Raw genomic sequence first — 20,830 nt, forward strand, 5'->3', positions numbered from 1 at the left:
CCACGACCGGGTCGCTAGAGTTCTTCGCATGGCGAACCTACGCGAGCAGATCCTCGAGGACCTCGGGGTGCGGCCCCAGATCGACGCGGCGGCCGAGATCCGGACTCGAGTGCAGTTCTTGAAGGACTACCTGCGTTCGACTCCGACAAAAGGCTTCGTACTCGGGATCAGTGGCGGTCAGGACAGCACACTGGCGGGGCGGCTGGCCCAACTCGCGACCACCGAACTGCGTGACGAGGGGCACGAGGCCCAGTTCGTCGCTGTGCGCCTCCCCTACGGAAGTCAAGCCGACGAATCCGACGCTCAGGTCGCGTTGTCGTTCATCGAGCCCGACCGCTCGATCGCTGTCGACGTCAAACCCGGTGCCGACGCCACGGCCGGCGAATCCTCCGCGGCGCTGCGCAAGATTCTCGGTGACGACGGCGAGCTGCGCGACTTCGTGCGCGGAAACATCAAGGCGCGCGAGCGCATGATGATCCAGTACGCGATCGCAGGTCAGCTCGGGCTCCTGGTCGTCGGGACAGATCATGCGGCCGAAGCGATCACCGGCTTCTTCACCAAGTTCGGCGATGGTGGCGTCGACATCACGCCCCTCACCGGTTTGTCCAAACGACAAGGTGCCGCACTGCTTCGACACCTGGGTGCCCCGGACAGCACGTGGCAGAAAGTTCCCACGGCAGACCTCGAGGACGACCGGCCTGCACTCCCGGACGAGGTCGCACTCGGTCTTACGTACGCGCAGATCGACGACTACCTCGAGGGTAAGGACGTTCCCACCTCGGTGAGCGACAAGCTCGAGAAGATGTACGCGGGCACCCGGCACAAACGTGCGGTCCCGGTAACCCCTCTCGACACCTGGTGGAGGTAGAGATCATGGCGGAAATTCTGGTTGCGGGCGGAACCGGGCAGGCCGGGGCGAAGGTGGTGAAGGAACTTCTGCACCGAGGCCACTCGGTGCGCGTCCTCACTCGTCACGGCGGTGCCCCGGGCACTGAAATCGCTCACTACCCCGGTGATCTCATCAGCGGAGAGGGTCTGGCCGACGCACTACGTGGTGTGGACTCGGTCATCGACACCACCGACGGCCGTACCCGCGCCACCCGGCCGATCTTCACCGACGGGGCACGAAACCTCCTCGCCGCGGCGGCCGAGGCCGGAGTGCGTCGTGTGGTTCTGCTGTCGATCGTCAACGTCGACCGCGCCGACTATGCGTACTACCGCGCAAAGCACGAACAAGAGCAGATCTACGACAACTCGCCCCTGCCCACGTGCACCGTCCGTGCGACCCAGTTCCACGACTTCGTTCCGATGATCGCCGCGCCTTCGAGTCGAATCGGCTTGATTCCGGCTTTGTCCGGCACCCGGTTCCAGACCATCGACCTTCGCGACGTCGCCCGGGCCCTGGTGGACGCTGCACTGTCGCAGGGCCCCGTGCCGAACAAGCCCATCGTGGTTGGTGGCCCCGAGGTGCGGACGTCGAAGGATCTGACGACTGCGTGGAAGAAGGCCGCTGGCAAACGCGGCTTCGTGCTGCAGATTCCGATGCCCGGCAAGCTCGGCAAGTTCTTCCGCGAAGGGTCGAACCTCGCTCCGGACAACATGTTCGGCACCATCACGTTCGATCAATGGTTGGACGACACGGTGCGCGGTTAGATCGGGTCAGCCGCCTGCGAACGGCGGCAGGATGTCGACCTGTTCTCCCGCCACCCGGGCGAGGTCGCGGGTCAGCTCGGAATCCACGAGGTAGGCGGCGACCGAGAGCACCCGTTCCATGTCGGCGCCGTACTTGACGACGAGCGCCGTCTTCACCTGGCCGAGGTCGACTTCGGGGTCCAACTGCAAGGTCTCGTGAGTGCGGCCCGCTGCGTCCGCGGCAGCCGCGAAGTACCGCACCGCAATTCCGTCAGCCACCGATTGCTCCCATGCTTCGTTCGGGCGGCGTGAAACCGGCTGCATCGATGCCGTGCCCCGCCCACTTGTTCCACATCGCTCCGCGCCACAACTGCGCGAGTTCTTCGTCGTCGGCGCCACCCCGCAGACCGGCGCGGAGGTCAGTTTCCTGATCGCTGAACAGGCACGAACGCACAGTGCCCTCGGCGGTGAGACGCGTTCTGTCGCAGTCACTGCAGAACGATCGGGTCACCGACCCGATGATTCCGACGGTGGCGGGTCCTCCGTCCACAGCCCATTCCTCTGCCGGCGCAGACGGGTCTGCGCGGCCGATCTCCTGCAAGTCGAATCGCCGACCGAGGACGTCGAGCAGTCGTGACGCGGACACCATCGCGTCGCGGGTCCAGGCGTGATCCGCGTCGAGAGGCATCTCTTCGATGAATCGCAGCGCAACGCCTTCACCCAGGCACCACTCGAGCAGATCGGCGGCGCCGCCGAGTGTCTCCGGCATGAGTACCGCATTGATCTTGACCGGCGCCAAGCCGGACCGTGCCGCAGCCCGGATACCGGCGAGCACGGAAGGGAGTCGGTCACGACGAGTGAGCTGGGCGAAGTGCTCACGGTTCACCGAATCCAAAGACACGTTCACCCGCCCCAGTCCAGCACGCGCAAGTGCGCCGGCGCGATGTTCCAGGCCCACGGCGTTGGTCGTCATGGCCAATGGAATCCCGGGCACCCGCTGAGCGCAGCCGGACACGATCTTCTCGAGGTCGGCTCTCATGAGTGGTTCGCCGCCCGTGAAGCGCACCTCCCGGACGCCCAGGCGGTCGACGGCGATTCCGACGAGGCGCACGATCTCGTCCGCGGACAACAGACTCTCGGGCGGGATCGCGGGCAGCCCCTCCTCCGGCATGCAATACGTGCAGCGCAGAGAGCACTTCTCGGTGATCGACACGCGGAGATCGCGCGCCACCCTGCCGAAGGTGTCGACGAGTTCGGGCACGTCCGGACGCCCGTCCATCGAAGTCGAGGCGGAACGCACCGACGGTATGCCCATCGATACGACGGTCATAGCGTCCACCTCCTGTCCCTGCGTCCAGTATGCGCATTCCCGGCCGCTGCATCCCACGCTACCCAGCTCGCCTGCCCCTAGGATCGGGAGCTATGGGATCGGAACAAGTGAGGGCTCGGAACCTGCAGGTGTCGCTGTGAGCGCCAGGTCGGTCGGTGAGCACGCCGCGCACGTCGAGCGCCTGCTCGAGCCCTTGTCGTCTCTACCCGCAGTCGACATCCCTCCTTCGGAGGCACTGGGCCGGGCGACGGCTGTCGACATCTTCGCTCCTCTGGACCTGCCGCCGTTCCGCAACTCGCAGATGGACGGGTACGCGGTCGACGCCGCGTCCGTAGCCACTGTTCCGGTGACACTGCCCACTCGCGGTGTCGTTCCGGCCGGCCCCGGCACCCCGCCTCCCCACGAACCGGGTACTGCGGTGCGCATCATGACCGGGGCCGTGATCCCCGAAGGCGCCGACGCGATCGTCCCTGTCGAGGACACAGTCGTCGACGGTGACGTCGTCACCATCTCGCGTGGGAGAAAGAGCGGCGACTACGTTCGCGACCGCGGGAGCGACGTCACCGAGGGAACTCTGCTCCTCGCCGCCGGCACCGTTCTCGAGCCCCGTCACATCGCGCTACTCGCTGCGGTGGGCGCGGAGTCCGTGTCCGTGCGGGCCCGCCCTCGCGTCGCCGTGATCACCACCGGCACCGAACTGGTCCCGGCAGGCCGATCACTCGGACCCGGAGAAATCTACGACTCCAACGGCACCGCACTGTCGGCGGGCGCCGCGGCGAACGGTGCCGACGTGGTGTCGGTGATCCACAGCGAGGACGACCGCGACACGTTCGGTGCAGTGCTCGGCCGTGCGACGGCGATCGCCGACCTGGTATTCACGTCCGGCGGCGTCTCGATGGGGGACTTCGAGGTGGTCAAGGAAACACTCGCCCCGATGGGAGGTGAGTTCGTTCACGTCGCGATGCAGCCGGGCGGCCCGCAAGGGACCGCGGTCGTCGACGATGTTCCGGTGCTGTGCTTCCCCGGCAATCCCGTCAGCACGCTCGTGTCGTTCGAAGTCTTCGCGAGGCCGATCCTTCGGCGGTCCGTGGGGCTCCCCGCGATCACTCGGCCGCGTCGTGCACTCGAACGAGACCTGACGTCCAGGCCGGGCAAACGTCAACTACTTCGTGCCCGCACCACCGACCGAGGCACAGTCGAGACGATCTCGGGGCCCGGTTCGCATCTCGTGGCGGCCCTGGCCTGGTCCGATGTCCTGATCGACGTGCCAGAGGACGTCCTGTCCCTCGATGCCGGCGCGTTCGTGGAAGTGTGGCCACTATGAACGAGCTGTCACACCTCGACGACGAGGGCCGCGCACGGATGGTCGACGTGAGCGCGAAAGCCGACACAACCCGAATCGCAGTAGCGGCAGGAGAACTGGCGACAACGGCCGAGGTGGTCCGCTTGGTGCGTTCCGACGGCCTTCCCAAGGCGGATGTACTGGCCACCGCCCGAATCGCGGGCATCTCCGGCGCGAAGAAGACGTCCGAATTGATCCCGTTGTGCCATCAGCTTGCGCTGTCGTCGGTCACGATCGAGTTCGGGTTCACCGACACGGCGATCACCGTCGAGGCGACGGCAAAGACGAAGGGCCCCACGGGAGTGGAGATGGAGGCCCTCACAGCGGTGGCGGTGGCAGGTCTCACCCTGCACGACATGGTCAAGGCCGTCGATCCAGCGGCGACCATGAACGGTGTGCGATTGCTGACGAAGAAAGGTGGCAAGCGTGGGCGGTGGGCACGGGAAAGTGCAGTTGCACCCGAACCCGATTCGGCAGTGGTGCTCGTTGCCTCCACCGGCGGAGCGTCCGGTGACCGCGAGGACACCACCGGCCCGTTCATCCGAGACTGGCTCGATCGACACGGTTTCGGCACCCGCGGCCCGTTGGTGTACGCCGACGCCGACATCGCTGCCGGTCTGACAGATGCCCTGAGCACGACGCCGGCCCTGATCGTGACGACGGGCGGCACCGGAGTGTCCCCGACCGATGCCACCCCGGAGGCCACCCGAGCCGTCCTCGACCGCGAATTGCCGGGTGTGGCCGAGGCCGTTCGCGAACGTGGGACGAAGATCACTCCGTACGCCGCATTGAGTCGTGGACTGGCAGGCGTGTCCGGACGAACCGTCATCGTCAACCTGCCCGGATCTCCGGGCGGAGTGAAGGACGGATTGTCCGTCCTCGAACCGATCCTGGATCATCTACTGGCTCAGGTTGCCGGCGGCGGTGCACACGATGAGTGACCCGCTGGCCCGCATCTCCGCCACACCCCTCGACACGGCAGAAGTGGAGGCCTTCGTCGGCGGCCCGGAGAATGGCGCCGTCGTCACCTTCACAGGCGTGGTCCGCAATCACGATGGCGGTCAGGGTGTTTCGTCACTGGAGTATCAAGCACACCCCGACGCCGAGCGGTTTCTGCAACGGTGCTGTGCCGACGTCTCCGCGTCGAGCGGTCTCGCCGTTGCGGCGGTTCATCGCATCGGCACACTGGCGGTGGGCGATCTGGCTCTCGTAGCTGCCGTCGCGTCACCACACCGCGCCGAGGCCTTCGCAACGTGTGCGGAACTCGTCGAACGAATCAAGCACGAAGTGCCCATCTGGAAGCGCCAGAAGTTCACCGGCGGCGAGTCCGAATGGGTCGGTCTCTGACCGTCCGCAGCCCGCATCAGAATCGACCGAGCCCAGCCGAGCAGGTACAGTCGAGACCACTAGACAGCTGCAACGGTTGTCCAGCGTCGTGGAACGCATCCAGTCCGGTGAACGATCACCGACTCTTTCTTACGGCGAACTGCGTGCCAACCGGTAACGCCGCCATCCTGTGCTCGAGCACGATGGGACATCCGTGTCCCCTTCGCCCTCCGGCACGACAACGTGCCCGAAAGGCTCCTCACTCTTGTCCGAAACACCTGTCCCCACCTTTGCCGATCTGGGTGTCCGTGCGCCGCTCGTGAAAGCGCTCGACAACAAGGGCATCACTGCCCCCTTCCCCATCCAGGTCGACACCCTGCCCGACACACTGTCCGGCCGTGACGTCCTCGGCCGCGGAAAGACCGGCAGCGGAAAGACACTCGCGTTCTCCATTCCCATGGTGTCGCGTCTCGCTGGCGAACTGTCCGGAGGCAAGCGCCGCCCGAATCGCCCGCTCGGTCTGATCCTCTCGCCCACCCGTGAGCTCGCCACCCAGATCACGGCGGCTCTCGAGCCGCTCGCCGACGCATACGACCTGAAGGTCACCACCATCTTCGGCGGCGTCTCGCAGCACCGTCAGGTCCAGGCACTGAAGGCCGGTGTCGACATCGTCGTCGCCTGCCCCGGGCGCCTCGAAGACCTCATGAAGCAGAAGCTCGTATCGCTCGATGCCGTGGAGATCACCGTCCTCGACGAGGCCGATCACATGGCCGACCTCGGATTCCTGCCGGTCGTCACCCGCATCCTGAACGCCACCCCAGCCAACGGTCAGCGTCTACTGTTCTCCGCCACCCTCGACAACGGGGTGGACAAACTGGTCAAGCGGTTCCTGAAGAACGAAGTTCTGCACTCGGTCGACGAGGCCAACTCACCCGTCGCCGCGATGACGCACCACGTGTTCGACGTCGACGGTGTCGAGGCCAAGCGTCAGCTCGTCCAGAAGCTCGCGTCCGGCACCGGCCGACGCATCCTGTTCATGCGCACCAAGCATCAGGCACGCAAGCTGGCCCGCCAGCTCACCGAAGCCGGCATTCCGTCCGTCGACCTGCACGGCAACCTGTCGCAGGCCGCCCGTGACCGCAACCTCGCAGCCTTCTCTGCCGGGGATGCCCGCGTGCTGGTGGCCACCGACGTCGCCGCCCGCGGCGTGCACGTCGACGACGTGGAACTGGTCGTTCACGTGGATCCGCCGGCCGAGCACAAGGCGTACCTGCACCGCTCGGGACGTACCGCACGCGCCGGAAGCGCAGGCGATGTCGTGACCGTCGTGCTACCCGAACAGCGCAAGGACCTGTCGGTGCTCATGCGCAAGGCCGCGATCAAGGTGTCGCCCGTCAAGTCGACGGCCGACTCGACCCACGTCGTCGACCTCGTCGGCGACATCGCGCCGCACGTGAAGCCCGCCCCCAAGGCGCCGGCACAGAACAACAACGGAGGCGGCGGACGTCGTCCCCGCCCCGCCGGCCAGGGCGCTCGCGGTGGATCGGGTGGCCGCGGTCAGGGTGGACAGGCCGCACGCGGTCGCTCCGGTGGCAGCCGCACCGGCGGAACCCGCACCGGTGGTGGACGCAGCCGTAGCGCCGCACCCACGTCCGCATCCGGAACCCGGCGCGGTTCTCGCTAGAACTTCTACAGCGTTACCGAAACTTCTACAGCGTTACCGAAACTTCTACAGCGTTACCGAAACTTCTACAGCGTTACCGAAACTTCTACAGCGTTACCGAAACTTCTCATGGTGGACGGCGTCGGTCAGCGACCGACGCCCCCGCCATCCGAACCTCTCGAGGTCCGGCACCTGCTGAAATTCACTGACCCGGCCCACGCACAACCAGGCGATGGGCCTGATCGGGTCCGGAATTTCGAGCAGGTCGGTGAGGTAGGCCTCGTCGTAGAACGACACCCAGCCGACGCCGACGTTCTCGGCCGCAGCGGCAAGCCACAGATTCTGGATCGCGAGAACGGCCGAGAACAGGCCCGTGTCGTCGATCGTGTGCCGACCGAGGATGTGTTCGCCGCCCCGCGAACGGTCGTACGTGACGACGACACCCATTCCGGATTCCCGAATGCCTTCGACCTTGATCGGGTCGAAGGTACGGCGACGATCCTCGGGTAGCGAGTCCGCGAAACGCTTCCGCGCTCCCGCCACATGATCGGCGAACGCGCCCAGAGTCTCGGTGTCGCGAACGACGACGAAATCCCAAGGCTGCGTGTTGCCGACGCTCGGCGCGCTGTGCGCCGCACCGAGTATGCGGTCGAGCATGTCGTCGGACAGCGGCTCGCCGGTGAACTCGGCGCGGACGTCACGGCGAAGGCGGATGGCGTCGTACACCGACATGCTGGGTTCGAGTTCGCTCACCCGCCCAGACTCTCACACCCGATCAGGCAGTGACCGTGTATCGGTGGACGCCGAGCATGGTGTCCGAGCTCGACTCCTCACCGTCCACGACCACGCACTCGCGCAGGCGCTCCACGATCGCCGGCTCGTCGATGTCGGCGCCGATGAGCACCAGCTGGGTGGACCGCCCCTGGCCCGGTTCCCATCTGGTCGAGACGAACCGAATGTGCGGCCCCACGGTCTGAACCTCGAACTTGCGGGTCTGCCCCGGGACGTCGAAGTGCACGTATCCCTTGACGCGGTACAGCCCGACGGGTCGATCCTCGAGGAACGCAACCAGTCGCCTCGGGTGCACGGGCGCCGCCGACTCGAAATCGACGGCCAGGTACGACGTGTGGAGATGCTCGTGGTCCTCGCACGAATCACCGTGGTCCTGATCGACCATGAGCTGATCGAGGGTCAATTGCTCACCCGAGGTAGGGCCCCGGTTCTCGTCCGGGTCGAACAGCAGTGCCGGGTCGACTCGTCCGTGATCGGTGAAGACGATCGGGGCTCGGCCGTTGTGCTCGCGCAACACCTTTTCGAGCCCGTCGCGGTGTTCCTCGTCGAGGCTGTCCGATTTGTTCGGGACGATCAGGTCGGCGAGACCGATGTGCTGGGCGACTTCGGGGTGCCGCGAGACCGTGTCCTCGAACTGCGTGCCGTCGACCAGCATCACGAGCCCGCCGTAGACGACGTTGGGGTTCTTCGAACCCAGGATCAGGCGAATCATGTTGCGTGGCTCGGCAAGCCCACTCGCCTCGACGACGATCACGTCGAGGTCGGAGCCGGCGAGCTTGTCGATCATCTCGTCCATGTCGCTGACGTCGACGGCACAACACAGGCAGCCGTTGCTGAGTGACATCATCGAATCGACCTGTCCCGCAACCATCATCGAATCGATGTTGACGGCGCCGAAGTCGTTGACGATGACGCCGATACGCACCCCGCGGTTGTTCCGGAGCAGGTGATTGAGCATCGTCGTCTTGCCCGCACCGAGGAATCCGCCAACGAGCACCACGGGGATCCGCTTCTTCGCCACGCACGCCTCCGTCGACATTGGAACTTGACCGCTCATCGTACTCACAGGACGAGGGCCAGCAGGAACAGCCCGGCGACCAAGATCAACGGGCCTCGTACCATCTGTCGCAGTACGTCGATCGGGAGCTGCCCGAAGCCGGTTTCGAGCACGAGGCCGCCGTACTGCATCGGCGGACGAGTGCGCGACCGATACACCGCAAGAGTTGCCGTGACCGGCGTGATGGCGAGAGCCGCCCATCCTCCGGCCATCGCAACAGGCATCGTGGCGAGCCACAACAACGTGATCGCGACGATCGGAACCGGTAGGTGTGCCAGCTGCAGTCGGCGATCGGTACCGCCGAGCAGGTTTCGTAACTCGGCGGACCGACACACGTCGAGCAGTCCCCTGCTGAACGCCGATCCGACCGCGAAACACGCGATCGTCTGGACGAGTGCGACTGCGAGAGGCGTGCCCACCAGCGCCGCGACGTACGTAGCTCCCAGGGCGACGACGAACGTCACCTGAGCCGACCGCCCTCGGAGCACACGGCGAAGATCCGCGTCGACGAGTGAGCGAGTGCGGCCGCCGGTGAATCCTCGCGACCGGACCGATCCGACCCTTCGCCACGAACGCCGCTCCCACGCCGAGGACACGTGCGACGGGTCGAGAGACACCACCGAGGCGGACAGTCCGGTAGCCACGTCAGCGCCCTTGGTGAGGGCAGACCTGTCCCACTTGCCCTGTGAGCGGACAGCGAGTCCCCAGACTCCCCAAGCGCTCACGACCCCGAGCGCAGCGAACAGCCACCACGTCGTCGGAGTGGGAAGCATCAGCGTCACGAGACGGGCCACGAGCACCCCGGCGACAGCCGTGCCCACCACCCACGCGATCAGCTGCCTCCGCAGGAGAGCAGTCCGGTCCACGGGACTCCCCAACATCCAGTGCATCTCAGCGCTACCGACCGCCATCGGGCCTATCGCCTTCAACACCGGATACGCCGAAGCCGCGATCACCAGCAGTACGACTCCTGCCGCATACGGCAGGGTGACGCGATCGGTATCCAACAGACCCAACGAGGACAGGACGCCGGATTCTTTTCGCGCCAGCCCCCACAAAATGCCTGCGGTCACGAAGATCGGCACGGTCCACACAGCTGCCTTGGCTCGTGGGGTCTCGGTTCGACGTGCGCGTTCCCAACTCTTCCGTAAGGCCATGATCGCCGACGCAGCGGGAACGGTCCGTTCGGTCGATCTCGGATCCATCGTCATCGCCATGAGTCACCGTCGATCGTGACGTCGGCAACGGCATCGACGAGTTCAGGATCGTGCGACACCAGCAACACGGCCACCCCGGCGGCCTTCTCTGCGTTCAACGTCTCCGCCAGTCGCACCCGGCCCTCGACATCGAGGTGCTGCTCGGGTTCGTCGAGCACCAACGTCGTACGCGGGCGCACGAAGGCCGAGACCAACGCCAGACGACGACGTTGCCCGCTCGACAGGGTGACGGGCAGTTGGTCGGCAGCACCGGTCATGCCGAAGTTGTCGAGCGTCGCCGCTGCGACGTCCGATGCATCGACAACCCCGTGCGCCGTGGCGATCAAGCGAATGTGCTCGGAGACCGACAGGTGCGGGAAGAAGCCGGGTTCGTCGAGAACCGAGGCGACCGACGCCCGGAACGCCGGAGACGATTCGTTCACCGGTTCGCCGTCGAAGAAGATCGTCCCTTCGTCCAGGTGGTCCGCGCCGACGACGCAGCGAAGCAGAGTGGATTTTCCGGCGCCGTTCGCGCCGACGATCGCACACGCCGTTCCGAGTTCTACGTCGAATGTGACATCACTGAAGACGGTCAGCGCACCGAAGCAGCGCGAAGCGCCGCGTATTTGCAACATGGGTTACTCCCGATTGTCCTCGTGAATGTGAGCGAGGATGCGGGGACCAGCGTCAGAGCGTCCCCGCCGAGAGACCGGGCGCCCTCGGGCGCGGCCGGCCGGGAGTGTCAGGATGGCAGCTTCGACGGAACGAGCCGCGAAGTCGCCGCTCGTCCGGCTCTGGGCCGTGGGAGGACCGCAGGGGTGCTGTCGCCAGCGTGGGGCTGTAGAACTGCAACAGCGTTGCAGCGACGGCCATGACCGTGATCAACAGGCCAACGGCGGTGAGTGCCGTTCCTTCCATCGGCGAAGCGGCGATCAGCGTCAGCATGATCGCGCACAACGACAGGAAGTTCAGGAGCACATCACGACTCTACCGCCGCCTCGTGAAATCGCTGTCCGAGCCACGTGTCGACGTCACGCACGGCCTGCCGGCCGATGGGCGTGCCGTGCATCGTGAATCCGTGGGGAACGCCCGGGTAGAGGCGTAGGTCGACGTCGTTGCCGGCTGCAGTCAGACGGGCCACCATCGCGAGATTTTCCGGCAGCACCACGTCCTCGGTCCCGATCACGACGAGGGCGGGCGGCAGTCCCCGCAGGTCCCCGTACGTCGGCGAGATGTCCGGGACGGTGCGGTCGGCGACATGACCGACGTAGGCCTCGACGAAGTACTCGTCGGCGACTATTCGGCCTGCTGGTGTGCGGGCACTGAGGTCGTAGGTGCCGGCTTCCAGCACTGCGCCCGCGAAAGACCGCGCAACTCCCCGATCACGTAGGCGAAGCAATGTCGCCATGACCAAGGTGGATCCGGCAGACATCCCGCCGATCACCAGCCGGCTCGTGCCGAACCGCTCGGTCGCTGCGTCGATCAACCACAGGGCCGCGGCCTCGCAATCGTCGGGCGCAGCGGGCCACGGCGATTCCGGTGCAAGTCGGTAGTCGACGCTCACCACGGCGACTCCGAGGGCGTCCGCGAGGCGAGCGTTCTGCTCGTCGCCCCGCGCCGCGGAGTCCATGTAGAAGCCGCCGCCGTGGAAATGAAGGTAGACACCCTGGACGTCCCCCTCCCTCGGGGTGACGATGCGTACCGGCACGGTGTGACCCGCAGCCGCTGCCGTGTGCTCGACAGCTCGGGTGGGAGCCGCCGGATCGAGTGCCCGGGCGGCGCGCGCGACCCGTAATTCCTCGAACGAACGCGGTCCGACACCGCCGGTGCGCGACTCGTAGAACGCCGTGGTCGCCTCGCGGTCGTCGGTGGAGACCGGTACGAGTAGATCGGACAGTCCGAGCTTCATCTGGCTCCTGCGATCGGGTGCGAAGTAGTGTGCGGTCGACGCTACTGCCGCAGCGCCGAAAGACGACCCACGAGCCCGAGTATCCCGTCGCGCACGGGCACCCCGCCCTCGGCAAGTGCCAGCGCACCCACTGCCGCCGAAGCGCGAACCATGCGCACCCCGTGTCGCCGACGCGTCCGGTCGTAGCCGGCCAATGCATCGTCGACAGGGTGGCTCACCAGCAGTTCTGCCAGAGTGACCGCGTCGACCAAGGCCTCTCCCGCGCCGCGCCCGAGGTGCGGGGTCATGGTGTGCGCGGCATCGCCGACCAGAGCGGTCCGACCGGATGTAAAGCGCGCAAGGGGCGGCGACTGAAACAGATCGTGATGAAGGATGTCGTCACGATCGACTCCGTCGAGCACCGCCCGCACGTCGCGATGCCAGTCTGCGAAACGCGTGAAGAAGTCCTCGACCGTGGTGCTGCCAGGCTCGGCGCGAGCGGCGCCGAAGAAGTTGAGCCCGCCGTCGAATCGCGGGGTGATTCCGAAAAGGGCTCCACGACCCCAGCTTTCACCGTAGAGCGAACCCTCGTCGACGGATGGACTCGCAAAGGCGTCGACTGTTCCACGCCAGACAGTGGTACCTACGTGGCGCGGCGCGGCCTCGGAACCGAACAGTCGATTCCTGATCGGACTGAAGGTGCCGTCCGCACCGATCAACACGGCGTCAGCAGCGAGGTCACTGGGCGACATCCCCGCTCGCCCGTAACGCACAGTGCCGGCGGGAAGTTCGTCGGCAAGGACGTTCTGCAGGTCCGGTCGCGTCACGAGAAGCATGGGGTCGGGGAGCTTCGCTGCGACCAACACCCGCCCGTCAGCCCGGCGCAGTGCCCCAGCGCGCTGCTCCACCGCTACTTCGCGAATACGCTCGAGCACCCCACATCGGCGCAGCGCCTCCTGCGCCGGGCCGCCCAGTCCGAACACTGTTCCCGTGGCCGGCGGCGCATCTGCGCGTTCGTCGACGGCGACCTGAATGCCGGCGCGCGACAGAACGACCGCCGCCGCCAGCCCGGCCACGCCGGCGCCGGCGATACGCACCTCATTCGCATTACCCCTCAGTGCTGCCATAACTCGACCGTACTACAGATGTAGTCGAGAAAACTACACTTGTAGTCTCCGGTGAGATCGTGAATAGTGTCGCGATATGTCACGTCGCACCGATCTGCTCGACAGCGCCATCGACGTCGTCGGCACGGACGGAATTCGCGCTCTGACCCACAGACGGGTCGACGAGCAGGCTGGGGTCGCACTGGGCTCGACGTCCAATCTCTTTCGGACGCGCCGGGCACTGTTGGAAGGCGTCCTCGACCGCCTACTCGAGGTCGACCAGCAGGTCATCGGGGTCATCACCGGGACGGCACTCCCCCGGTCGGTCGACGCACTGGCCGACGCCCTCACCGCATACCTGCAGCACGCCCAGGGGCCCGAGTCGATCCGCACACGGGCCCGGTTCGCCGTGTTCGCCGAGGCCGCCGGTGACGCGAGCCTGATCGCTGCAATCGAACTGCGCCGCGCCGACCTCGTCGACGTGATCGCCCAATCCTTGACTTCGATCGGTGGCGTCACGAATCCCGCGGCAGCGGCGCGAGCACTGTCCGATCACCTCGATGGCGCACTCCTGCACGCGATCACCGGACAGCACCTCGATGTCGACGGGTTCCAGGGCGCCATCGGGCGGCATATTCGGGCGTGGGTCGCCTCCCCCGCCGCGCAGGGTTGACGAAGGCATTACAGGCTCCCAATCGGTTTGGTCGATACCGGGCACGCTGTCGAAATGCCAGGCGCAGCGGGTTGCCATGCCCCAGAATGATCGAGCCAGCGGAACAGCCGGTGGCCCGTGACCGTGGCGCGTGCCGACCACGGTCTGTACCGATGAGGGCGGTAACTACCTATGGGCGATGTACTCAGCAACATCAGTGGCTTCATCTGGGGCCCCTGGCTATTGATCCCCTTGCTACTGCTGACCGGATTGTATTTGACGATCCTGCTGCGGGGGCTGCAGTTCCGGCGGTTCGTGCTTGCCTTTCGGATCGGATTCGTCGAGCGCACCGATGCCGATGCCGAAGGCGACATCTCGCATTACCAGGCGCTGTCGACCGCGCTGGCGGCCACGGTGGGCGTCGGCAACATCGCGGGCGTGGCCACCGCCATCGCCCTGGGTGGGCCGGGTGCGGTGTTCTGGATGTGGCTGACCGGCCTGGTCGGTATGGCCACCAAATACAGTGAGGCGTTCCTCGGTGTCCGCTTCCGCCGCACCGATGCCACCGGTAAACAAGCCGGCGGACCCATGCATTACCTCCGGCGCGGCATCAAAGGACCATTCGGTGTGTTCCTCGGCGGCTTCTTCGCAGTGGCCGGTGTGATTGCTTCCTTCGGTATCGGCAATATGACCCAGGCGAATACGGTGGCGCTGAACGTGGAGTCGGAGTGGGGCGTGCCCACCTGGATCACCGGGCTGATCATCACTGTCCTCGCCGGCGCGGTCATCCTGGGTGGAATCAAAGGGATCGGCCGGGTGACAAGCATCTTCGTGCCAGTCATGATCGTGCTCTACATCCTGGGTGCCCTTGCAGTCCTGATCTTCCGATTCGACGATCTGCCCGCCGCATTCGAAACGATCATCGCCGGCGCCTTCAGCGGCACTGCGGCGACAGGTGGTTTCGTCGGCGCCGGCGTTGCTGCGGCGATCCAATACGGCGTGGCCCGGGGAATCTTCTCCAACGAGTCGGGCCTCGGCACCGGCGGTATCGCCGCCGCCGCGGCTGCCACCACTCACCCGGTGCGCCAAGCGCTGGTGTCGATGACTCAGACCTTCATCGACACCCTGGTCGTGGTCTCCTTTACCGGCCTGGTGATCGTGGTGACCGGGGTGTGGAAGACCGATGCCAGCGCGGCGACGTTCACCGCCGATGCGTTCGCCGATGGACTGCCCGGCACTTGGGGCAGCGTCATCGTGACGGTCAGCGTCATCTTCTTCGCCTTCTCGACGGTTCTGGGTTGGTCCTACTACGGCGACCGGTGCATCGAGTTCCTGTTCGGCAACGCCCTCGTGGTGCCGTATCGGATCGTGTTCATTGCGGTGGTCTACGTCGGCGCGACTACCGAGTTGACCACGGTCTGGACATTCTCCGATGTCGCCAACGGCCTGATGGCACTGCCGAACCTCATCGGCCTGCTGATCTTGTCGCCGCTGGTATACCGCGAAACCAAAGCCTATTTCGAACGAAAGGATTCGGTTCCTTCAATTCAGTGACCGGGAGGCTGGAGCCAGCGCACCACCGAGGCCAGAGGTCCGGAGACAACGATCTGTCCCCCAAGCGCCTCGCCGACTACGCGTCCGAGGATCTGCGCAGCGACAACGCCATTGGCCGCAGATCCTGCGGGACGTCAACGCAGAGCGCGCGCCTCACTGCAACCGGGTCCTGTCCGTCGGCCGGATGTGGGGCGAGCTGTGGCACCTCGACGGCGTCGGCCGGATCGCCGCAACGAGCTGTTCAAGACCCGGGACACCTCGAGCTACAAGTACACCGACTGGCTGTGGGGCTACGACACTGCACGCGACCGCGGCCTGGCCACACTCAGCCACTGAGGCGGGGGCGAGAGGTCGCGAAACGAAGCAGCGTGCGACGAGCCCGCTGGAGCAAGATTCGGCCCGCCGACAGCTCTATCGGCGATCTGTCGGAGTTTGAACTATTTCGGTGTCTACTTCCGATACAACTTCGAAGCTCCGTATTCAGAGAAAGCGAGGCAAATGTGATCGATCAATTTTTCGACGTTTTCTAAGTGGTTTCGCAGCTCGACTGCCGACTTACCTGGAGCTTCCGGATGTAATACTTCTCCCAGTGGAGCATTGCCGTGTGCGACATCATTGCGCAACATCGCTAACGCGTTAAGCGAGACCCCAAGATGCGGACTGGGGATCGGGTCGTCGTCTAGGCCAAGGGTCAGCCAAAGACGCTGAATGTGTGACGACCGTATCGTGCGACCATCAAGCGGGGGCTGCGGCGAGGCCCCGGCCCGTAGCGGGAGGCGAGCGATCTCGGTGCTTGCTTCTAGGGTGGTGACGAGCCCACGCTGCTCCCAATGCTCATCACTTTTCGAGGATTGAACAATCCTCTGAAAATGCTGTTGGGTGGCGAGCACGCGTAGTTGCGGCCGAAGATCGCACACCATTACGGCGGCGCGGTTAATCTCGTAAGCGGTCGCAATCAGCAGTTCACGAAGGAGCCGCTCGAGCTCAGCCATAGCTGCGACCGCTGCAGCTCCACGAAGCTCCATCCCTAAGGGATCGGTCTCTCTGATGCCGTTCAACCCGCCGGTCGATAACACAGTCAACGTCCTGCGCCAATCCGCAAGACGTACGGTGGCCGCGTCTCCCAAATCGATCGCCACAGTCGAGAGGGGCTTGTTGCTCATCTCAGCCAAAGAGACTACGCGCTCGATCGATCCTGCGGCGCAGCATCGACTTAGTGTTCGTCCCGCCTGTGCTCGAATCGACTAACTCCTCATCGTTAAGCCAATCGTTTGACGGCGCTGCTGGTTCGACGCCTTCTTGGATCAGTTCGCCGATTGCGACGCTGCAGGCCTCGAATTGGACGAGCGGGGTTACATTCGTGTTTCGCCGGAGGAACGGTTCACCATCAAGAAACTCAGAGAGGATTCGGAACGTTGATTCGAACGTTTTCTCTTCATTAGCGTAGTCAAACGTCGCCGACGCACCGTCTGTGTAGTCGTTCAGAAAGCGGGACACGGCGCCGCTGAACCGAGAGCGGTCGTTCTTGTAGGCGAAGTACTTCAGAACCTGCTCACTGGCGGTCCCATCGTGCTGATTCGCAGACTGTAGCTTCAGGAGTGAGCGGAAGTCCGCATTTGAGGACAGCTCCTCGACATAATCCATGAATCGGCCCTGGTACACGGCCGCCCGAACTTCCTGCGCTGTAAGCGATATCGCACCCGAGTTCAGTCTCTCAAACAGATCGAACCGAACCGTCTTGTCACTTTTGTCGGTTAGCGATATCAGCTGTAGCGGCTGCCGGCTGAAGTAGCGCTGGATAGCTACAGGCATATCCGCGAATGTGACGCCGTTTAGCTGACTCAGCTTGGTGAGACCCTCCAGCCGAAGGGGACCATCCCGGCCGATTTTCCCCAGATGGTCGGGGTCCTCCGTCAAAAACATGATGAGGGTGGAGATTCGCTGCAGGCCATCGACTACCTCCCATTGAAAGTTGTCATTCGTCGCGACAAAGATCGGCGGGACAGGAAGGCCGAGGAACATCGACTCGACGAATGTTGAGGCAACTGCAGTGGACCAGCGATACTTCCGCTGATACGACGGAGCGATGCTCAACTCTTCCTCCTCGAACATGCGCACAATCTCACGCACAGAGAAGCTAACGTTTCCTACATCGACCTTGCGGCGCTCGATGGCAAGTTGGTCTTCGAGTCCGGTGAAGTCGGTCTGAGTCATGCACGAATACTATCCGGGGATCGCGGTCGCCTGGGGCCAAGGGATTCTAGAAATCCACCGAAAGGTAAGCGCGGACCGGACCAGCACGATTGCGCTCGCCAACCCGTAGCCGAGGTCTACCCGGCACAGACAACACCCATCGAATGGTCGCCGTGGCAGCACCGCCGTACGGATGTGCTCTGCGGTTACGTCCGCGCGTCCGATACACCCAGGTTCGCAGCGAGAGATGCCCCCCTGTTCCGCGGGCCTTAGGCAATCGGGCGACCCACTCACTGCCGAGAGAATACCCAATCGCACTACGACAAGACTCCCTGACCTGCGTCAGGGAGTCTTGTCTTGGTGGAGCTAAGGGGACTCGAACCCCTGACCCCCACACTGCCAGTGTGGTGCGCTACCAGCTGCGCCATAGCCCCGTGTTCAGTTATATTGTCGCACCCAAAATCACTTCTGCGTGCTCGAAGAAAGCTACACCATCGCCGTCCCGGCCTACAAATCGCCAGGTGCGTTCCGGGAGGGCGGCGGCCGCCCTCCCGGAAGCCGATCAGGGCTGCAGGTTCGCGATCCAGTCGGTGTCGCCGAACGGGTCGATCACCGTGCCGTTGTGAACCACGGACGGGGTGGAGTTTCCGCCGGCCGCAGAGAGGGCCTGGCTGGACGCGGCCGCATGAGCACCGGCCTGCTCGACGCCGCTGCCCGAGGTGATGCAGTCGGCGGCCTCGTCCGAAGCGCCTGCGTCGCGGGCGAGCTGTGCGAGGTCGTCGTTCGACAGATCGGAGCTACCGCCCTCCTCCGGCTGGTTGGCCTCGTCGAAAAGGGCGGTGTGCAGCGCCGAGTACGCGATCGCGTCCCCGGAGTCGGCGACGCATTGGGTGGCCGCGATCGCTCGCGTGGAGTAGTCCTTGCTGGGCGACGCCTCGTTGAGGAAGTTCATGAGGTGGTACCGCACGGCGACCTTTCCGTCGTCGACCGCCTGAGCGACCTGCTGTCCGTAACGCGCCTCGAAGAGCCGGCACGCGGGACACATCGGATCCTCGAACATGTCGATCGTGGTCCCGGCGTCGGGCTTGCCCAGCAGGACGACGCCGTCGTCCTGAGCCTGGACCTGCACCTCGGAGTTCTTCACTCCGCCGTAGCCGTCGTTGAGCGGCTGACTTCGCTGGTTCTGCCAGATCACACCACCGATCACGAGGACGCCGATGACGAGAATCGCGAGTCCGCCGAGGATGTACGTCGACTTGCTGGACTCCGGCTGCGGGTTGTACTTGTTCTTCGAACTCACGTTATGCAGTCCTTCGATTGCGGATGAACGGGCAGGCGATTTCGGATGAAACGGGCAGGCGGCAACCTACTCTGCCACCGGAGGCTGAGGGCGCACTGAGAATGGTGCTTTCGAACGGGGTCCGAGCGAGAACGGAGATCGCGGAAACACGACGAGCCACGCGGCCAGCGCCAGGAAGCCGACATCACGCAGAATCTCGACTGCGTAGTCCCATGCCCCCACGTCGGCGGCGCCTCCCCCGCCGAAGCACCCGCAGTCGATCGCCAGTCCACGTGCCCACACCGAGATGATCACGCCGATCAGCACGAGCAGCACACCTGCGGAGACCACTGCGGTCGCCCTGACGGCCAGTCCGATCAGGAGCAGCAGGCCGAGCGCGATTTCCACGAACGGCAGGGTGTTCGCAACCGGGCGAACGAGGTCATGTGGGAGCAACCGGTAGGCCTCCACCGCAATTGTGGTCTGGGCCGGGTCCGCGGCCTTGAGCCAACCCGAGACGAGCCACACCGCGGCCAGTCCGAGCCGCGCGACGAGGGTGACGATCCGTATCCACACAGGAACGAGAGTACCGATTGCGGCTCAGCGCGCCTCGACCGTCACTTCGGGTGCCGCACGGTTCGGTACGAGCAGCCAGCCGATCGTGGCGGCGAGCATGACGCCGCCCGTGACCGCGAACGCCACACCGTAGGAGAAGTACTGGGCGAGCAATCCGGCGCCGACAGGCCCGAGGACCCCACCGATGTCGGCCACCATCTGGAACGTGGCGAGCACCGGCCCGCCGCGCGACTTGGCGCCGACGACGTCCGCCACGGCTGCCTGTTGGGAGGGATTCATGATTCCCGAACCCATTCCGGCGACCGCCGAGAGCACGAGGAACAGCACTAGATCGTCGGTCAGACCCATCGCGATGGTCGATGTGCCACACACGACCAGGCCGATCAGGACGAACATCTTGCGCCCGTAGGCGTCGGACAGCCGGCCTGCGACCATCAGCACCAACGCATTTCCGACAGCGAACACGGTCAGTGCGACACCAGCCACCGCTGGTTCTCGGTGCAACGACTCGACGACGAACAGCGGCACCATCGCGACGCGAACCCCGAAGATCACGCCGCCGAACGCGAGGTTCGATCCCAACACCGCTCGGTACACGGGGTTCTTCAGTGCTTGCCGCAACGTCATGGTGTCGCTGTGCTCGGAGACTTCCGGCGACGCGAGATGCGAACCCCGCATACTCACGAACACCACTGCCGCCGCAATCACGAGCGCGATCGCATAGATGACGAAGGGGACTCGCAGCCCGAATCCGACGAGCAGGCCACCCACGAGTGGCCCACTGATCGAGCCCATCAGGAAGCTGGTCGCGTACACACCCGACACGCGGCCCCGTCGGTCCGGCGGCGCCATCCTGATGACGAGCCCCATCGCGGACACCGTGAACATCGTCGACCCGATGCCGCCGAGACCGCGGAACAGCAGCAATTGCCAGTAGTCCTGTGCAATCGCGCAGGCTCCGGTGGAGGCCGCGACGATCAGCAGACCCGTGATGTAGACGGGTCGCTCCCCCAACCTCTGGACGAGTCGGCCGCTGACCGGCGCGAAGGCGAGCCGCATGAACGCGAACGACGAGATGACCACGGTCGCCGCGGTGACACTGACATCGAAACTGCGGGCGAACTGCGGAAGGGCGGGTGCGACCAGCCCGAACCCCAATGCGATGACGAAGCTGGCCGAGACCAGTATCCAGATCTCCTTGGGCAGCCTGTCGTCTCGCGTAGTCATGATCGTGAACGATGCTA

General features: G+C 65.1%; 22 protein-coding genes, 1 tRNA gene and 1 pseudogene. 9 read left to right on the forward strand and 15 right to left on the reverse strand.

Annotated elements, in window-relative coordinates; genetic code table 11:
• Nucleotides 1-28: 28 nt before the first annotated feature.
• Complete coding sequence (gene nadE, locus ACZI8R_RS15345; protein WP_463380508.1) at nucleotides 29-868, forward strand: NAD(+) synthase; 840 nt, start codon at nucleotides 29-31, stop codon at nucleotides 866-868.
• Nucleotides 869-873: 5 nt separating this feature from the next.
• Entirely contained in the window at nucleotides 874-1,653 is a 780-nt protein-coding gene (locus ACZI8R_RS15350) for an SDR family oxidoreductase (protein WP_463380509.1), read from the forward strand.
• Between the two features lie 6 nt (nucleotides 1,654-1,659).
• Here the strand turns inward: ACZI8R_RS15350 and ACZI8R_RS15355 are convergent, their stop codons facing one another.
• Together ACZI8R_RS15355 and moaA are read right to left on the reverse strand one after the other, a co-directional pair.
• Nucleotides 1,660-1,911, reverse strand: coding sequence for a MoaD/ThiS family protein (locus ACZI8R_RS15355; RefSeq protein ID WP_463380510.1), 252 nt, complete (start codon nucleotides 1,909-1,911; stop codon nucleotides 1,660-1,662).
• Nucleotides 1,904-2,962, reverse strand: coding sequence for a GTP 3',8-cyclase MoaA (gene moaA / locus ACZI8R_RS15360; protein WP_463380511.1), 1,059 nt, complete (start codon nucleotides 2,960-2,962; stop codon nucleotides 1,904-1,906). The genes ACZI8R_RS15355 and moaA overlap by 8 nt, the downstream gene beginning before the upstream one ends.
• Nucleotides 2,963-3,098: 136 nt before the next feature.
• Between moaA and ACZI8R_RS15365 the strand changes: the two genes are divergently transcribed.
• The 4 genes from ACZI8R_RS15365 to ACZI8R_RS15380 all read left to right on the forward strand — a co-directional run bounded on the left by ACZI8R_RS15365 (nucleotide 3,099) and on the right by ACZI8R_RS15380 (nucleotide 7,314).
• A complete protein-coding gene (locus tag ACZI8R_RS15365) occupies nucleotides 3,099-4,286 on the forward strand; it encodes a molybdopterin molybdotransferase MoeA (RefSeq protein WP_463380512.1) in 1,188 nt (395 codons plus the stop codon).
• The gene (gene moaCB, locus ACZI8R_RS15370) at nucleotides 4,283-5,245 is read left to right on the forward strand and encodes a bifunctional molybdenum cofactor biosynthesis protein MoaC/MoaB (RefSeq protein ID WP_463380513.1); all 963 of its coding nucleotides are present in this window, start codon (nucleotides 4,283-4,285) and stop codon (nucleotides 5,243-5,245) included. Before ACZI8R_RS15365 ends, moaCB begins: the two co-directional genes overlap by 4 nt.
• A complete protein-coding gene (locus tag ACZI8R_RS15375; protein WP_463380514.1) occupies nucleotides 5,238-5,651 on the forward strand; it encodes a molybdenum cofactor biosynthesis protein MoaE in 414 nt (137 codons plus the stop codon). Before moaCB ends, ACZI8R_RS15375 begins: the two co-directional genes overlap by 8 nt.
• Before the next feature lie 244 nt (nucleotides 5,652-5,895).
• On the forward strand, nucleotides 5,896-7,314 hold the full coding sequence (locus tag ACZI8R_RS15380) for a DEAD/DEAH box helicase (RefSeq protein WP_463380515.1): 1,419 nt from the start codon (nucleotides 5,896-5,898) through the stop codon (nucleotides 7,312-7,314).
• A gap of 93 nt (nucleotides 7,315-7,407) precedes the next feature.
• Here ACZI8R_RS15380 and bluB read toward each other — a convergent pair whose 3' ends face one another.
• Genes bluB through ACZI8R_RS15415 form a run of 7 tightly spaced genes read right to left on the reverse strand, consistent with a single transcriptional unit; the run spans nucleotide 7,408 to nucleotide 13,353 of the window.
• A complete protein-coding gene (bluB, locus tag ACZI8R_RS15385; protein ID WP_463380643.1) occupies nucleotides 7,408-8,025 on the reverse strand; it encodes a 5,6-dimethylbenzimidazole synthase in 618 nt (205 codons plus the stop codon).
• 43 nt (nucleotides 8,026-8,068) lie between these two features.
• Nucleotides 8,069-9,106 (reverse strand): CobW family GTP-binding protein, encoded by a 1,038-nt coding sequence (locus ACZI8R_RS15390; RefSeq protein WP_463380516.1) that lies wholly within the window; start codon nucleotides 9,104-9,106, stop codon nucleotides 8,069-8,071.
• Between the two features lie 41 nt (nucleotides 9,107-9,147).
• Nucleotides 9,148-10,359 carry a DUF6297 family protein gene (locus tag ACZI8R_RS15395; RefSeq protein WP_463380517.1) on the reverse strand — a complete coding sequence of 404 codons (1,212 nt, stop codon included), beginning with the start codon at nucleotides 10,357-10,359 and terminating at the stop codon, nucleotides 9,148-9,150.
• Nucleotides 10,350-10,973, reverse strand: coding sequence for an ABC transporter ATP-binding protein (locus ACZI8R_RS15400; protein ID WP_463380518.1), 624 nt, complete (start codon nucleotides 10,971-10,973; stop codon nucleotides 10,350-10,352). The genes ACZI8R_RS15395 and ACZI8R_RS15400 overlap by 10 nt, the downstream gene beginning before the upstream one ends.
• 52 nt (nucleotides 10,974-11,025) lie before the next feature.
• Nucleotides 11,026-11,316 (reverse strand): DUF6412 domain-containing protein, encoded by a 291-nt coding sequence (locus ACZI8R_RS15405; protein WP_463380519.1) that lies wholly within the window; start codon nucleotides 11,314-11,316, stop codon nucleotides 11,026-11,028.
• Nucleotide 11,317: 1 nt separating this feature from the next.
• Nucleotides 11,318-12,247 carry an alpha/beta hydrolase gene (locus ACZI8R_RS15410; RefSeq protein WP_463380520.1) on the reverse strand — a complete coding sequence of 310 codons (930 nt, stop codon included), beginning with the start codon at nucleotides 12,245-12,247 and terminating at the stop codon, nucleotides 11,318-11,320.
• A gap of 41 nt (nucleotides 12,248-12,288) precedes the next feature.
• Nucleotides 12,289-13,353 (reverse strand): FAD-dependent monooxygenase, encoded by a 1,065-nt coding sequence (locus ACZI8R_RS15415; protein WP_463380521.1) that lies wholly within the window; start codon nucleotides 13,351-13,353, stop codon nucleotides 12,289-12,291.
• Between the two features lie 76 nt (nucleotides 13,354-13,429).
• Here ACZI8R_RS15415 and ACZI8R_RS15420 point away from each other — a divergent pair, with 76 nt between their 5' ends.
• The 3 genes and pseudogenes from ACZI8R_RS15420 to ACZI8R_RS15430 form a co-directional block, all read left to right on the forward strand.
• Nucleotides 13,430-14,005, forward strand: a complete 576-nt coding sequence (locus ACZI8R_RS15420) for a TetR/AcrR family transcriptional regulator (protein ID WP_463380522.1) — start codon at nucleotides 13,430-13,432, stop codon at nucleotides 14,003-14,005.
• 171 nt (nucleotides 14,006-14,176) lie between these two features.
• Entirely contained in the window at nucleotides 14,177-15,538 is a 1,362-nt protein-coding gene (locus ACZI8R_RS15425) for an alanine/glycine:cation symporter family protein (RefSeq protein ID WP_463380523.1), read from the forward strand.
• Between the two features lie 62 nt (nucleotides 15,539-15,600).
• A pseudogene (locus ACZI8R_RS15430) lies at nucleotides 15,601-15,874 on the forward strand (3-hydroxybenzoate 6-hydroxylase); the annotation flags it as partial.
• 113 nt (nucleotides 15,875-15,987) lie between these two features.
• On the opposite strand, the gene ACZI8R_RS15435 reads toward ACZI8R_RS15430, so the two are convergent.
• From ACZI8R_RS15435 to ACZI8R_RS15460, 6 genes are all read right to left on the reverse strand, one after another.
• Nucleotides 15,988-16,701, reverse strand: a complete 714-nt coding sequence (locus ACZI8R_RS15435) for an MAE_28990/MAE_18760 family HEPN-like nuclease (RefSeq protein ID WP_463380524.1) — start codon at nucleotides 16,699-16,701, stop codon at nucleotides 15,988-15,990.
• 1 nt (nucleotide 16,702) lies between these two features.
• The gene (locus ACZI8R_RS15440) at nucleotides 16,703-17,752 is read right to left on the reverse strand and encodes a GmrSD restriction endonuclease domain-containing protein (protein WP_463380525.1); all 1,050 of its coding nucleotides are present in this window, start codon (nucleotides 17,750-17,752) and stop codon (nucleotides 16,703-16,705) included.
• A 337-nt stretch (nucleotides 17,753-18,089) separates the two neighbouring features.
• Nucleotides 18,090-18,165, reverse strand: a tRNA-Ala gene (locus ACZI8R_RS15445).
• 128 nt (nucleotides 18,166-18,293) lie between these two features.
• The gene (locus ACZI8R_RS15450) at nucleotides 18,294-19,031 is read right to left on the reverse strand and encodes a DsbA family protein (protein ID WP_463380526.1); all 738 of its coding nucleotides are present in this window, start codon (nucleotides 19,029-19,031) and stop codon (nucleotides 18,294-18,296) included.
• A gap of 66 nt (nucleotides 19,032-19,097) precedes the next feature.
• Nucleotides 19,098-19,586 (reverse strand): MauE/DoxX family redox-associated membrane protein, encoded by a 489-nt coding sequence (locus ACZI8R_RS15455; protein WP_463380527.1) that lies wholly within the window; start codon nucleotides 19,584-19,586, stop codon nucleotides 19,098-19,100.
• Between the two features lie 24 nt (nucleotides 19,587-19,610).
• Nucleotides 19,611-20,813 carry an MFS transporter gene (locus ACZI8R_RS15460; protein ID WP_463380528.1) on the reverse strand — a complete coding sequence of 401 codons (1,203 nt, stop codon included), beginning with the start codon at nucleotides 20,811-20,813 and terminating at the stop codon, nucleotides 19,611-19,613.
• Nucleotides 20,814-20,830: the final 17 nt, after the last annotated feature.

This window comes from Rhodococcus huquni (genome assembly GCF_055231055.1).